The 12602-nt window shown below is 61.5% G+C and carries 13 protein-coding genes; 6 read left to right on the top strand and 7 right to left on the bottom strand.

Features of this window, described 5'->3' with window-relative positions; genetic code table 11:
* Positions 1–2 precede the first annotated feature (2 nt).
* Genes J2Z31_RS05735 through J2Z31_RS05725 form a run of 3 tightly spaced genes read left to right on the top strand, consistent with a single transcriptional unit; the run spans position 3 to position 3986 of the window.
* The gene (locus tag J2Z31_RS05735) at positions 3–1076 is read left to right on the top strand and encodes a sodium:calcium antiporter (protein WP_209600890.1); all 1074 of its coding nucleotides are present in this window, start codon (positions 3–5) and stop codon (positions 1074–1076) included.
* Positions 1076–3598, top strand: coding sequence for a cytochrome c oxidase subunit I (gene ctaD / locus J2Z31_RS05730; protein WP_209600889.1), 2523 nt, complete (start codon positions 1076–1078; stop codon positions 3596–3598). The genes J2Z31_RS05735 and ctaD overlap by 1 nt, the downstream gene beginning before the upstream one ends.
* A gap of 7 nt (positions 3599–3605) precedes the next feature.
* Entirely contained in the window at positions 3606–3986 is a 381-nt protein-coding gene (locus tag J2Z31_RS05725) for a hypothetical protein (RefSeq protein ID WP_209600888.1), read from the top strand.
* An 84-nt stretch (positions 3987–4070) separates the two neighbouring features.
* On the opposite strand, the gene J2Z31_RS05720 is transcribed toward J2Z31_RS05725, so the two are convergent.
* From J2Z31_RS05720 to J2Z31_RS05710, 3 genes are all read right to left on the bottom strand, one after another.
* Positions 4071–4625 carry a DUF1003 domain-containing protein gene (locus tag J2Z31_RS05720; protein WP_209600887.1) on the bottom strand — a complete coding sequence of 185 codons (555 nt, stop codon included), beginning with the start codon at positions 4623–4625 and terminating at the stop codon, positions 4071–4073.
* Between the two features lie 83 nt (positions 4626–4708).
* Positions 4709–4975 carry a hypothetical protein gene (locus tag J2Z31_RS05715; protein WP_209600886.1) on the bottom strand — a complete coding sequence of 89 codons (267 nt, stop codon included), beginning with the start codon at positions 4973–4975 and terminating at the stop codon, positions 4709–4711.
* A gap of 149 nt (positions 4976–5124) precedes the next feature.
* Positions 5125–5622, bottom strand: coding sequence for a YciE/YciF ferroxidase family protein (locus J2Z31_RS05710; protein ID WP_209600885.1), 498 nt, complete (start codon positions 5620–5622; stop codon positions 5125–5127).
* Positions 5623–5915: 293 nt separating this feature from the next.
* Here J2Z31_RS05710 and J2Z31_RS05705 point away from each other — a divergent pair, with 293 nt between their 5' ends.
* Positions 5916–6089 carry a DUF1328 domain-containing protein gene (locus J2Z31_RS05705; protein WP_209600884.1) on the top strand — a complete coding sequence of 58 codons (174 nt, stop codon included), beginning with the start codon at positions 5916–5918 and terminating at the stop codon, positions 6087–6089.
* A 166-nt stretch (positions 6090–6255) separates the two neighbouring features.
* A complete protein-coding gene (locus tag J2Z31_RS05700) occupies positions 6256–6408 on the top strand; it encodes a DUF3309 family protein (protein ID WP_209600883.1) in 153 nt (50 codons plus the stop codon).
* Positions 6409–6772: 364 nt separating this feature from the next.
* Here the strand turns inward: J2Z31_RS05700 and J2Z31_RS05695 are convergent, their stop codons facing one another.
* On the bottom strand, positions 6773–7534 hold the full coding sequence (locus J2Z31_RS05695) for a PRC-barrel domain-containing protein (protein WP_209600882.1): 762 nt from the start codon (positions 7532–7534) through the stop codon (positions 6773–6775).
* A gap of 128 nt (positions 7535–7662) precedes the next feature.
* Positions 7663–7968, bottom strand: coding sequence for a hypothetical protein (locus tag J2Z31_RS05690; protein WP_209600881.1), 306 nt, complete (start codon positions 7966–7968; stop codon positions 7663–7665).
* A gap of 160 nt (positions 7969–8128) precedes the next feature.
* Here J2Z31_RS05690 and J2Z31_RS05685 point away from each other — a divergent pair, with 160 nt between their 5' ends.
* The gene (locus J2Z31_RS05685; protein WP_209600880.1) at positions 8129–8419 is read left to right on the top strand and encodes a hypothetical protein; all 291 of its coding nucleotides are present in this window, start codon (positions 8129–8131) and stop codon (positions 8417–8419) included.
* Positions 8420–8548: 129 nt separating this feature from the next.
* On the opposite strand, the gene J2Z31_RS05680 is transcribed toward J2Z31_RS05685, so the two are convergent.
* Positions 8549–10852, bottom strand: a complete 2304-nt coding sequence (locus tag J2Z31_RS05680) for an AGE family epimerase/isomerase (protein ID WP_209600879.1) — start codon at positions 10850–10852, stop codon at positions 8549–8551.
* A gap of 145 nt (positions 10853–10997) precedes the next feature.
* Positions 10998–12545, bottom strand: coding sequence for a phosphomannomutase/phosphoglucomutase (locus tag J2Z31_RS05675; protein WP_408022008.1), 1548 nt, complete (start codon positions 12543–12545; stop codon positions 10998–11000).
* Positions 12546–12602: the final 57 nt, after the last annotated feature.

Below are 12602 nucleotides of genomic sequence, written 5' to 3'. Positions count from 1 at the left end.
CGATGCTCGATTTCGCCGGTCTCGGACTGTGGCTGAACATTCCCATATTCGCCGGAGCAGCGATGGCGGTCTGGATGGCCGGTGTCAGAATCGCGCGTTATGCCAATGTCATCAGCGAGAAGACAGGGCTCGGGCAGGCCTTCATCGGCGTCGTGCTTCTTGGCGGCGTGACTTCCCTGCCGGAGCTGGCGGTAGCGGTGAGCTCGTCGCTGAGTGGTGACGCCAGCCTCGCAGTCAACAGCATGCTCGGCGGCATCGCCATGCAGGTGGCGATCCTTGCGCTGGCAGACATGGTGATCGGTCGCCAGGCGCTAACCTCCGTCATCCCGGACCCGATCGTCATGCTTCAGGGCGGGTTCAAGATCCTTCTCCTGTCGATCGTCGCCGCTTCCATCGTCGTGGGCGACACACCGGTTCTGTTCGCCGGGCTGTGGATGTGGCTTCTCGCAGCCGTGACCGGATTTGGCCTCTGGGTGCTGTCGCGCGCGCAACGCGACAGGCCCTGGATCGCCAACGACGAGGATGTGACACGCGAGAACGAAGAAAGGCGGGCGCGGCAGCAAGCAAAGGTGAGCGGCGGGCAATCCCTCAAGGCGGCGGGCTGGGGCGCTGCAAGCACCGGTGCCATCATCCTCTTTGCAGGCTACATGCTTTCGCGCAGCGGAGAAGCGATTGCCGAAGCCACCGGACTCGGCCAGAGCTTCGTCGGCGCGGTGCTGGTGGCGATCGCAACCTCGCTCCCGGAGGTGAGCACGGTTTTCAGCGCCACCCGGGCCGGCCTCTACACCATGGCAATGTCGGACATTTTCGGTACGAACCTCATCGACACATCGTTTCTCTTCCTCATCGATCTAACGGGAGGCGCCGATGCCGTGATGAACAGTGCCGGGCGCTTCGAGACCTTTGCCGCGCTGATCGCGATCACCGTCACGGCAATATTCTTCATTGGCCTGGTGGAGAGGCGGGATCGCACAATATTCAAGATGGGGTACGACTCCTTTGCGGTCCTGAGCGTTTATCTCTCCGGCCTGATCGTGCTCTATTTCCTGCGCGACGTTTCCGGTGGAGGTGGATAATGGAACTGCCCAACCCGGCCCCCCGTCCCGAAGGAGAAGTCCGTGAACTCGAGCGCATCTGGGCGACGCCGCGCGGCTGGCGGCTGTTGACCGCTGTCAACAATACCGTGATCGGCCTGCTCTATATCGGCGTCGCATTTCTCTTCTTCCTGATGGCCGGCGTTCTGGCGATGCTGATGCGCACGCAGCTGGCCGTGGGCGACAACCGCCTCATCGGCCAAGACCTCTACAATCAGATGTTCACCGTCCACGGCACCACCATGATGTTCCTGTTCGCCGTGCCGGCGGTGGAGGCGCTCGGCGTCATGCTGCTGCCGCAGATGCTTGCCGCCCGTGACCTGCCCTTCCCTCGCCTTAGCGCATTCGCGATCTGGGCCTATGTCGTCGGCGGCCTGGTGTTCTTTTCGACGATCTTTTACGACCTCGCCCCGAAAGGCGGCTGGTTCATGTACCCGCCGCTGACGCTCACGGAATATTCACCCGGCGACAACGCCGATTTCTGGCTGCTCGGGATCGGCTTCATCGAGATCTCGGCCATTGCCGGTGCGATCGAGATCGTCGTCGGCACGCTGAGAACCCGACCTCCGGGCATGTCGCTCGCAAAGATGCCGATCTTCGCCTGGACCATGCTGATCTTCGCCAGCATGATCATGTTCGCCTTTCCCGCGGTGATCCTGGCAACGATGATGCTCGAGATCGAGCGGGCGTTCGGCTGGCCATTCTTCAGCGCCGCGCGCGGCGGCGATCCTCTGCTGTGGCAGCACCTCTTCTGGTTTTTCGGACACCCGGAGGTCTACATCATCTTCCTTCCGGCGGCAGGCCTCGTCTCGATGATCGTGCCGACCATGGCCCGCACGCCCCTCGTCGGCTACCACCTGATCGTCGTGGCGCTGATCGGCACCGGCTTCTTCAGCTTCGGCCTGTGGGTGCACCATATGTTCACTACCGGCATACCGGCAATGAGTCTTGCCTTCTTCTCCGCAGCCAGCATGGCGGTAGCCGTCCCGTCAGGCATCCAGGTCTTCGCCTGGATAGCCACCATCGCCGCCGGGCGGCAGCGGTTTCGCATGACGACCGCGTCGCTGTTTGTCCTGGGTTTCCTGTTCATCTTCACTGTCGGGGGGCTTACCGGTGTGATGGTGGCGATGGTCCCGTTCGACTATCAGGTACACGACACCTACTTCGTCGTCGCCCATTTTCACTATGTGCTGATCGGTGGCTTCGTCTTCCCGCTTTTTGCGGCGTACTACTACTGGATACCGCTGTTCAGCCGCCGGCCGCTTTCGGAGCGGCTGGGTCGCTGGGTGTTCTGGCTGATGTTCATTGGCTTCAACATCACCTTCCTGCCGATGCACCTAACGGGGCTCAAGGGCATGCCCCGACGCGTGTGGACCTATCCGGAAGACATCGGCTGGAATATGCTGAACGCCATCTCCACCGTTGGCACCTACGTCCTGGCCGCCGGGATTCTCATTTTCCTGATCGACCTCATCGCGAAGTTTCGTTTCGGAAACGCGGAAATCGAGAACCCATGGGGTGCCGGGACGTTGGAATGGCTGCCGAACGACGTCTATTCTACACGCAGCATACCGCACATCACGGGGCGAGAGCCTCTCTGGGACAGACCGAGTCTGCCGCAGGAGGTGCGCGACGGGCACCATTACCTGCCCAATGCCCCGACCGGCGGGCGGGAGACCATCGTCACATCGCCGATCCATGCCCAACCGCAATACGTCATTCAGATGCCGGGCCCTGGCTGGCCGCCCTTCCTCGCGGCTGTTTTCACCGCCGCATGTTTCCTGCTGCTGACTGTCAAGATGGTGACAATCGCCATCATCTGCGGCGCCCTTGCGATCGCCTTCGTTCTCGTGTGGGCATGGGGGCTCGATCCCGGCCCCTCGAAAGGCACGATCGATATCGCCAGAGGAATTCGCCTGCCGACCTACATGACCGGTCCTACGTCGCATTCGTGGTGGGCGATGGTGGTGCTGATGATCGTGGCAGCTTCCCTCTATTTCGCCTACGTCTTCTCCTATCTGTTTCTCTGGCTCGTCTCGCCCGAGGTCTGGGCTCCGACCGGATCTCCGGCTCCACCGCCCGGGCTCTGGCCGGTTTCTGCCGCAGCATTGATGCTCGCCGGTTCGTCCACTATCTGGCTCATCAGCCGCAGACTTGAAAAGCTCGCTGCATCACCAGTTGCAATGGCGGCGGCTCTCCTGCTGTCGCTTGCGTTGCTGATCGGCGCGCTTGCACTCGAACTCTCAGGTCATCTGATGACAGGCTTGCGTCCCGGGGACAACGCCTATGGCGCCATGGTCTATCTCGGCGCGGTGCTCTTCGCTCAGCTTGCCTTCGCGCTCACGATCCTTGGGCTCTTCACTCTGGCGCGCTATCTCACCGGCAAGCTTGACGGCGCGCGGCGCGTGACCTTCGACAACTACATGCTGCTATATCACTACGCCGTCGCCCAGTCGCTGCTCGGGCTCGCGCTCGTGCACGGCTTTCCGCGGCTGATTGGGTAGGTACGCGATGAAAGAGCCTGCGAAGGAAGCACCAACCGTCAGCGCAATTCTATTCCTGTTGGCGGGGCCGATCCTGTGGGCGGGCCATCTCCTCCTCGTCTACGGCGTCCAGTCGGTGACCTGCGTCGTCGGAAGCGGCTCCGTCGCGCCCTCGGCTCTCATCCGGACCTTGGTGGTTCTGGTAACGCTTGGGGCCATATTGTTGTTATGTCTGGCGCTCTTCTTTCCTGGCCGGCTCGCGCATATGCTACGTTACCAAACGCCGGACCGGGACAATCACGTCTTTTCAGTCCGCGTTGAACGGTTGTTGATCCTGCTGTCGCTGCCGGCCGTCATCTGGAGCGGCGCAGCGGCTTTCCTGCTCGATGCGTGCGGGCTGTCGAGGTGATCCGCCCGGTCGCAGCGCGTCGCATCAGGCGCGAGAAGGCGGCTGTCGGCTGAAAGCGCTGCAATCTTTTAAGATCGAAGTCGGTTAATGGTCGCTTCGATCGGCCTCCCGCTCTTCCAACCGATCGAGAACCTGTTCAGGCGTGATTTCCGTCGCGAGTTCGTGAATAGCGTCATTGACATCCGTCCTCACGTCCAGGCGCTCCGCAATCGCTAAAGTGAGCGTCAGCAATTGTGTCGCCTCCTGCTCCGCGAGCAGCGATACCTGGAGGTTCAGATCCGCACGCTTGGCGTCGTTCGCGGCCATCCGGTTCTGGGTGATCAGGATGAACGTGGTGATGAAGATCGCCTCCACCGAGGCGACCATGGCGAGCGTCGCGAAGGTCGGATCGAAAACGGGCACTATCGGGAGCAGCCCGAGATTCACCCCGATCCAGATTCCGTACAGAAAGACGTGCAGCAAGATGAATTTCCACGAACCCGCGAAGTTCGTGATACGCTCCGAAACTCGATCCTGGAGGTTCCTGTTCCGCTCCTCGTCCTCCCGTTGTTGCAGGATTGCGCGGATGTTGCGGTCAAGTCTCCGCGCCCCGGGCGGTTCGGTGGCCTCGGCATTGGTTTGGGGGTCAGGCATGCCCATCTTCTGCGAGTATTCGTGATCGGGAGAGGAGAGCCTTCAACCGCACGGCGGGCGGAGCACCGCGGCCCATGGATGGTTCCTCGCTATTGGCGATCGATAAATTTGTTGAAACGGCTGAGACTACCGTCGGCCGTCCTGTCCTGGTGGAGGAACAGCAACTTGTTCTCGTCGAAAATGCGGAAGAACTCTTCCCAGGAGATCTGTTCCAGCCGCTCGTCCTCCTCGCCGAAATCGATGCGAAGGAGGCCGCCGTCAGATGATGCCTGCTTGACTCGGGACGGCCGGCCCTTGCGTGCCTCCACCCAACGCCTGATTTCTTCATGATCGTCTGTTGCCGTCGCTTCGCTCATCGAAAACTCTCCTGTTCACGCCATCCGTGGCGGATGTGCTGCACCGCCGTAGAACCACGCAAAAGGAAACCTGTTCCACGGGAGGAAGATGCGGCTTGCCGGTGACCACCAAAAAGGCCGGTTTGGCCACCGGCAACGATATGGCGCGGTCAGGCTGCCTTTGCCTTCTGGTTCGCGGCCGCGACGGCAAGCTTGGTGAGCGCCTTGTCGGTCTCTCCCTCTTCCTGCAAGGTCGCGTCGAGCAGAGATTCAGCTTCCTTCATCCCCAGCTGTGATGCCCAGGTTTTAAGGGTGCCATAACGCGAGATCTCGTAATGCTCGACCGATTGCGCCGCCGAAATCAGGCCGGCATCGATAGCGGGGGAGCCCTTGAATTCCTCGGCGATCTCGTCGGCTTCGGCGATGAGCCCATTAATGGCCTCGCATGTCTTGCCTTGGGCCCGTTTGCCGATCATGTCGAAGACCTGCTGCAGCCGCTCGACATGAGTCTCGGTTTGTTCCTTGTGCTTTTCAAACGCCGCCTTGCAATCGGGAGACTGAGCGGCCCGGGCCATCTTCGGTAGCGCCTTCAAAATCTGCCGCTCGGCGTAATAGATGTCCCTGAGCGTTTCATAGAAAAGCGTCTCGAGCGTCTTTTTCTCTGGCATTGATTTCCCTCCTGCTTGTGAAGAGCCCGTGTAACGCTGTCCCAGCCGATTGGTTCCCCTCGAACGGATTCCGAGCCAATCTTTCGAATTGCTGCGCACCAGAGTACCGGCCGGCTCAAATTTTCCGCGTCGTTTGGCCCGAAAACCGTCCGCGAGGGAAAGTTCTGTCCGCACGCGACCCGCCGCTCACACCGAAATTGGGTGCTCGTGCCGTCTCCGCGGCCCCGGGGTGCTGGCCACCTCGCGCGACAACCCTATGTTCCTTCAAATCCCTCCCGATCACAGGTGTCACAATGTTGAAGTGGGCTCTGATATTCTTTGTGATTTCGCTAGTCGCCGGTCTCCTCGGCTTCTCCGGAATTTCGGCGGCGACCGCCGGGATCGCCAAAATCCTGTTCTACATAGCCTTGGCGATATTCCTCGTATTTCTCGTGCTCGCGATCATGGCCGGCGGCATTGTGCTCTGACGCACCCGCTCCCGGAGATCGCGGCGAGATCGGCGGTGCGCGGCGGCTGCGTTGCAAGCGGAAATTGCCTGCAAGGCGACAGGGGAACAAACCTCGCTGCTATAGGGTTAGAGATGCAATTCGTGTCAACGTTTGAGAGTAATGATTGCTCAAAGGAGAGCGCAACATGGGTACCATACTACTCATCATTCTGATCATACTTCTGGTGGCGGCGGTCCCGACTTGGCCGTACTCGACAAACTGGGGCTATGGTCCCTCGGGTCTCTTGGGAGTTCTGGTCGTGGTACTCCTCATTCTTGTGCTGATGGGGCGGATATAGGCACATTGTGTCCGAGCAGATTTCGGTTCTCCGGTTGCCCGCGGTCTCGGGGGTACCGGACACGAAAGCCGCCTCGAATATTCCCGCCCGATCGGGGCAAGCCACGGAACAAACCAGCCACCCGCCGAATTAAATAGTTGTCGCTCCTGCACAGACTGGAGCGACAAACAAGTCCCCCTTTTATCATCGAAGGTGCCCGCCATCTGGCGGGCACTGTGCCGTTTGGGCGGGTTATTCGTTCAATGCGTTTCCCGTGGTGCCGAGAACGGTGGACGTCCATATCGACCGCCCGGCAGAGTCTTTCCTCGGCACCGGCGAAGCTTCCCTTGCGCGTCTCGCAGAAATGCGCCGGGTGAAGGGGGCGTTATGACCAGTAATGAGAATAGCCGTAGTAGTCGTGATACTGCGTTTCCCAGATCCGGTCGATCGATTTGCCGGGAAGATATTCCGGGGCACCGCGGATTCGCTCTCGCGTCAGATCGACGTTAACGGTCCGCGTCGACGAACTCACGGCCGTCAGCGCGGTCGGCGAAATCAACACCGTCTTGCCCGGCCACCAATTCACAGTGTCGACGGCGATGTAGCGGATCGCCCATGCATCGGTGTCGACGACCAGGTCTTCCAGATGACCGATGTCGCCATTCGTGGCGTGCACGTAATAGCCGGTCACTTCCTTAGCGGAACGGAGATGGGGATCGCCTTCATCTCGTGCTTCGGAGGCGACCCGTTCGGGCCCCGCCTCAGATTCGGGGGGCGGTGTGGGCACGACGGGAGCTCTGCCCAGCGCGAAATAGGTATGCGGTCCCCAATACGGGTCCCAACCATAATGGTCGTAGATGCTGCTTTCATGCTGACGGGAGACGGGTGCATCGAAGTCGATCTCCGGGCTGTCCCTGACCTGCTGCTTCGTCACGTTGACCGAGATCAGACGCCCGATGGAATCTGCTGATAGAATAGCCGCCGGCGGCAACAGCACCTCACGTCCAGTGAACACCACACCCGTCTTCACCGCCAACCATCGAACGGTCCAGCTCTGATCATCGAAAAGCAGATCACCCACATTGCCGATCGAGCCGTCGGTCGCGTCGATGCCACAGCCCATGATGTCGGATGCGCTCCAAAGCATTTTCATCGCTCCTCGCTGTTGTACGTGGCGCTTCTATCGCGGTGACTGGTCGGGCCCTCGGCGACATCTTAAGCGGGCGCTTCCAACCAGTCAGAAACGGGATGCGGACGACGGCGCACCACTACCCCCTAGCGCTTCCGCTTGGTCGTGGGGCGATCACGCTTCGTCTGCTCGGCGACGCGATCCGCTTGCACCTCGATATCGTAGGGCGAAGGCTCGCCGGCTTTCAGGTCTCCCGCGTCTGCAACGCGTTTTCCGGCTATGTCCGACCTGCGTTGCGGCTTTGGCTGCGGGGTCGTCTCGGAATCCTTCCATACCTCTTTCGGGTCGGTCAGATCCCCCGTTTCCGGACGTGCCTTCCGGCGCTCATGGCTCGTCTCGCTGCCGGTCGTCCGGGTGAGGTTTGGCTCGTGCGTTTTTCCTTGGCGCGGCATTGTCCACTCCCATTCTCAAGCGCTAACGAGCTTAATGGCAATAGGTTCCGATCGTCGACCGAGGGCCTTGGAGGGAAGGAACAGAACGGTTCCGTGTTGGTTACCTTAACACGAAGACACTCAGGCGACCTTGAGGCCACCTGGAGCCAAGGAGCGTGAGATGAGAGTAGGAATTTTTGCCGCGACCTCGCTGCTGGCAATCTCCGTACTAGTTCCAGCGGCAGCACTCTCCCAAGGCGCCGATACTGCCACCCCGGCAGAACGCTGCCGGGCAGAGCCGGGTATCGACCCTCAGGCGCTTGCGCAAAAGCTCGAGGAATGCAACGGCGTCCTGAAGCCGCCTAGAGCCGGTGACCCCGACCTGGTGGAACCGGCCCCTGATGTCGGCAAGACACCAGTGATCAGGCCGGACGAGCTGCCTCCGCAGCAGCACGGCCCGAATGCCGGTTGAGAACGGCGCGCGCGGCGGCACGGGCTTTGCCTTGGTCGCCCAAGAAGTGCGCCAGCTGGCGCAGCGACATGAGCTGCGCATCGCGGCGGGTGCACCACAGCACCATCTCGCGTACATTGGCCTGCCACTTCATGCGGTTGCCTTGAAATCTGAAGACTTGACGGCAGAAGCGCGGTCGGGGGCCGCCGGTAACTGGTAGACGACTGCCGCCCCTTCTGTCTTGTCGAGATACTGCATGAGCGCGGTAACAAGATGGTAGAAGATGGAAGCCGGCACTTCGCTGGCGACGACGCGGCCTTTTTCGTCGATGCGGTCGATCCACATGCCGAGCGGAGCCGGGTCCACATGCCAACGGAACAGGTGTCCCACTCGCGCCTCGATCTCCGGTTTGAGATCCGGCCCGCCCGTGCCTTCAAGCGCGATCGCGGCCTTGACCGCCTCGGCCTGCGGCCAACTGCGCGAGATGAGATCGAGCGGGAGGGCGGAGCGCGACACGGCACCATAGGCCAGTCCGGTCGAGCGGTTTAGCCCGTTGGCGATCGCAGAGGCATAGAGCTTGCGGGCAAAGGCAATCAGATCCGTCTGCCTGCTCTTTGCGGCGAACTCGACCAGCAGCGAGGCCCATTCGAAGTGATGACCGGGTTCCGTCCACTCGCCCTTTTCTCCGGAAGCCGGTTTCCAGGCATTGTCGAAATACTCGCCGAGCGTCCAGCTTTCCGCGTCGAAGAAATGACTGCGGAACAACTCGATGATGCTGGCGGCGCGGCGCAAATACGCGCGTTCGCCAGTGGCCGCATGCCAAGCCAGGAAAGCCTCTAGCAGGTGCATGTGCGGGTTGGTGCGGCGTAGTTCGGTGCCCTCGGAGGTCTCCAGGAATCCGGTCAGACGCTCGTCCTCGAGGTGCGCGTCGAGGAAGGCGAAGGTCTCCTCGCCGAGCCGCAAAGCGTCCGGGTTGCCGGCCTGGTGTGCTTGGGCGAGCGCCAGCAGCACGCAGGCATGATCGTAGGCATCCTCGCAGCCGTCCGCGATCGTGCCGTCGACGTGCTGCACCCGCGCCCAGCCGCCCCGTTTCGTGCGGCCTTTTTGCATGAATTCGATACCATGCGCGATGAGCCGGTCTGCATCGCCGTTCCAGCCGCGCAGCTTGGCCACGGAAAAGGCGTAGACCTGCCGCGCCATGGTGCGCATGCGTTTCGGCTTCATGATTGGCACGGCCTCGAAGCTCAGAGCCTCGTGGAAACCGCCGTGCCGCTCGTCGACGCCGGCAGTCGACCATAACGGGAGCGTCTCCTCAAAGAGCCAATGAGCGACGCGTTGCCGCCAGGCACCGGGCAGCAGCACCCGGTCGTAGGCCGGCGTGAACTTGGTCTCAAGCCTCCCACTCTTTTCCAATTGTTCGACGATGCGCTTGACCTCCTGGCTTTTCGCCACGGGCGCCACGAACGTCGCGTCGGCCGTCGCGACGATCGCGACGTCCTTGAGCCCGATCACGGAGAGCAGTCTGCCCTGGCTGCGGAGGTAGGAATGCTCGCAGTCAATGGCCACGACGTCGCCGACCGCTACATTGCCGTTGACGTCGGTCGAACTGATGTCGAGCAAAGACTGCCAGGAGCCCAGATCGCTCCAACGGAAGCTCGCAGGCACCATGGCAATGCCGCTGGCATGCTCCATGATGGCATAATCGATCGAAACAGAAGGGATAGCCGAATAGAGGCCGTGCGGCAGATAAGTGCCCGAAACATTGCTCACCGCCGCCACGAAGGCCCTCTCTGCCCTTTCCCATATGGTGGGCTGATATCTGCGGAACGCCTCGCGCATGACGCCGGCGCGGAACAGGAATATGCCCGCGTTCCAAAAGAAGGTCCCGGCCGCGAGATAGGTCCTTGCCGTCTCCAGGTCGGGCTTTTCGACAAAGCGCGCGACGTCGCGGACGTCGCCCTCCCCTGTCGCCTCAATATAACCATAGCCGGTCTCCGGATGGGCCGGAGGTATGCCGAAGACGACTAGCTTGCCGGCCCGGGCGGCCGGGATGCCTTTTTCCACTGTTTCCCAGAACTGCTTGTCGGTGGAAATCTCGTGATCCGAAGGAACGACTAGCACGAGCCCGTCGCCGTAGGTCGCAATCGTCTCGAGGGCTGCCACTGCCACCGCGGCGGCGGTATTGCGAGCCGCGGGCTCGAAGATGGCGCGACCGCCCGCCAGGTCGATGCCGGTCATATCGGCCCGCACGCGCTCGGCATGGCGTTCGGATGCAATGAGATGGATCGGCGCTTCCCCGGCCGGCCTGGCTTTCAGTCGCCGCACAGTGCCGGCCAGCATCGAGCCGTGGCCGGCAAGGTCATGGAATTGTTTGGGATTATCCTCGCGCGACAGCGGCCAAAGCCGCGATCCCACGCCACCGCTCATCACGAAGCAGGAGATCCGTTCCGCCATTCTTTCGTTCTCCGCTCTTGCCCTTGTGCATACCGCTTTGCGGATGGAGATCTCGGTCTCACGCACCTGTCTCCGCCGCTCCACCTTTTTTTTCTTGGGTCGCATTTCGCGACGTCAGGTGGATTCCATTTGACTGCAATGCCCTCTAGAACGTCTGGTTATAGGGGCCGACCTCTGCATTCTCCCGGAGGACATGATCGACCGCCTCGAACATGGCACGCTGCCGCTCTTCCGAAACCGGGCTCTCCACCACCACCACCAGTTCAGGCTTGTTCGAGGAGGCCCGCACGAGTCCCCAGGTGCCATCCTCGGTCACCACACGCACGCCGTTGACGGTGACGAGGTCGGTGATTTTCTGGCCCGCGACCGGCAACCCGTCCCGCTGCATCGTTCGGAACCGCTCCACGACGCGCTCGACCACCGCATACTTCACCTCATCGCCGCAATGCGGCGACATGGTCGGCGAGCCCCAGGTCATAGGCAGCGCCCTGTACAGCTCCGCCATGCTTCTGTCGGGATTGCGGTCGAGCATTTCGCAGATGGCGATCGCAGTGATCAGCCCATCGTCATACCCGCGCCCGAGCGGCGGATTGAAGAAGAAGTGCCCCGATTTCTCAAAACCGGCAATGGCACCGAGCTCAGCAACCCTTCGCTTGATGTAGGAATGGCCGGTCTTCCAATAGTCCGTGCGGGCGCCATTGGCCTGCAGCACCGGATCGGTCGCAAACAGTCCGGTTGACTTGACATCGACCACGAACTCGGAACCCGGATGCAAGGCGGAGAAATCCCGCGCCAGCATCACGCCGACCTTGTCGGCGAAAATCTCCCTGCCCTCGTTGTCGACCACACCACAACGGTCGCCGTCGCCGTCGAAACCCAGTCCGACATCGGCGCCGCTTTCCAGCACTTTGTCGCGGATGGCATGGAGCATCTCCAAATCCTCGGGATTCGGATTGTAGCGAGGGAAGGAATAGTCGAGCTCGCAGTCGAGCGGAACAACCTCGCAGCCTATCCGCTCAAGGACTTCGGGCGCGAATGCGCCTGCCGTGCCGTTACCGCAGGCCGCCACCACCTTGAGCTTACGGCCGATACGTCGGCCGAGGGTGAGATCGTCGATGTAGCGTTCGCGGAAATCGGGGACGAAGTCATAGGCCCCGCCACCGGTCAGGTCGAAATCGCCTTCGAGCACAATCCTTCGCAGTTCAGCCATTTCGGCCGGACCGAAGGTCACCGGCCGAGCCATGCCCATCTTCACGCCGGTCCAGCCGTTCTCATTGTGCGAGGCCGTCACCATGGCAACCGAGGGCACGTCAAGAGCGAATTGCGCAAAGTATGCCATCGGCGAAAGCGCCAGGCCGATGTCCTTGACCCGTGCGCCTGCGGCCATCAGTCCGCAGATCAATGCCAGCTTGATGCCAAGCGAATAGGCGCGGAAGTCATGGCCGGTGACGATCTCCGGCCCAATGCCGGACCGGCGGATGAAAGTGCCCAGGCCCATTCCCAAGGCTTGCACGCCCATCAGGTTCAATTCCGGCGCCTTACCGCCATCCGGCCGGCCGAACCACCACCGCGCGTCATACTCCCGAAACCCAGTCACGCTGATCAGCGCGCTGGTCTCGATCGCAAACCTGTCGGACTTCGTCTCTTTGACCGGCGCAAAAGCCAATCCTGGTTCGATACGAGCAAAATTCACCTGCATTACCTCGCGCACTGCTGGTTGCTGGAACGATCGACAAGCCGCGATTGCGGC

This window comes from Sinorhizobium kostiense (assembly GCF_017874595.1).
Taxonomy (GTDB): Bacteria; Pseudomonadota; Alphaproteobacteria; order Rhizobiales; family Rhizobiaceae; genus Sinorhizobium; species Sinorhizobium kostiense.
This window is presented reverse-complemented; position numbering and strand designations above follow the sequence as displayed.

What these genes read in the sequence shown, in the direction of transcription:
- J2Z31_RS05735 (WP_209600890.1), top strand. Translation starts at nt 3, where the DNA reads ATGCTCGATTTCGCCGGTCTCGGACTGTGGCTGAACATTCCCATATTC.
- ctaD (WP_209600889.1), top strand. Translation starts at nt 1,076, where the DNA reads ATGGAACTGCCCAACCCGGCCCCCCGTCCCGAAGGAGAAGTCCGTGAA.
- J2Z31_RS05725 (WP_209600888.1), top strand. Translation starts at nt 3,606, where the DNA reads ATGAAAGAGCCTGCGAAGGAAGCACCAACCGTCAGCGCAATTCTATTC.
- J2Z31_RS05720 (WP_209600887.1), bottom strand. Translation starts at nt 4,625, where the DNA reads ATGGGCATGCCTGACCCCCAAACCAATGCCGAGGCCACCGAACCGCCC.
- J2Z31_RS05715 (WP_209600886.1), bottom strand. Translation starts at nt 4,975, where the DNA reads ATGAGCGAAGCGACGGCAACAGACGATCATGAAGAAATCAGGCGTTGG.
- J2Z31_RS05710 (WP_209600885.1), bottom strand. Translation starts at nt 5,622, where the DNA reads ATGCCAGAGAAAAAGACGCTCGAGACGCTTTTCTATGAAACGCTCAGG.
- J2Z31_RS05705 (WP_209600884.1), top strand. Translation starts at nt 5,916, where the DNA reads ATGTTGAAGTGGGCTCTGATATTCTTTGTGATTTCGCTAGTCGCCGGT.
- J2Z31_RS05700 (WP_209600883.1), top strand. Translation starts at nt 6,256, where the DNA reads ATGGGTACCATACTACTCATCATTCTGATCATACTTCTGGTGGCGGCG.
- J2Z31_RS05695 (WP_209600882.1), bottom strand. Translation starts at nt 7,534, where the DNA reads ATGCTTTGGAGCGCATCCGACATCATGGGCTGTGGCATCGACGCGACC.
- J2Z31_RS05690 (WP_209600881.1), bottom strand. Translation starts at nt 7,968, where the DNA reads ATGCCGCGCCAAGGAAAAACGCACGAGCCAAACCTCACCCGGACGACC.
- J2Z31_RS05685 (WP_209600880.1), top strand. Translation starts at nt 8,129, where the DNA reads ATGAGAGTAGGAATTTTTGCCGCGACCTCGCTGCTGGCAATCTCCGTA.
- J2Z31_RS05680 (WP_209600879.1), bottom strand. Translation starts at nt 10,852, where the DNA reads ATGGCGGAACGGATCTCCTGCTTCGTGATGAGCGGTGGCGTGGGATCG.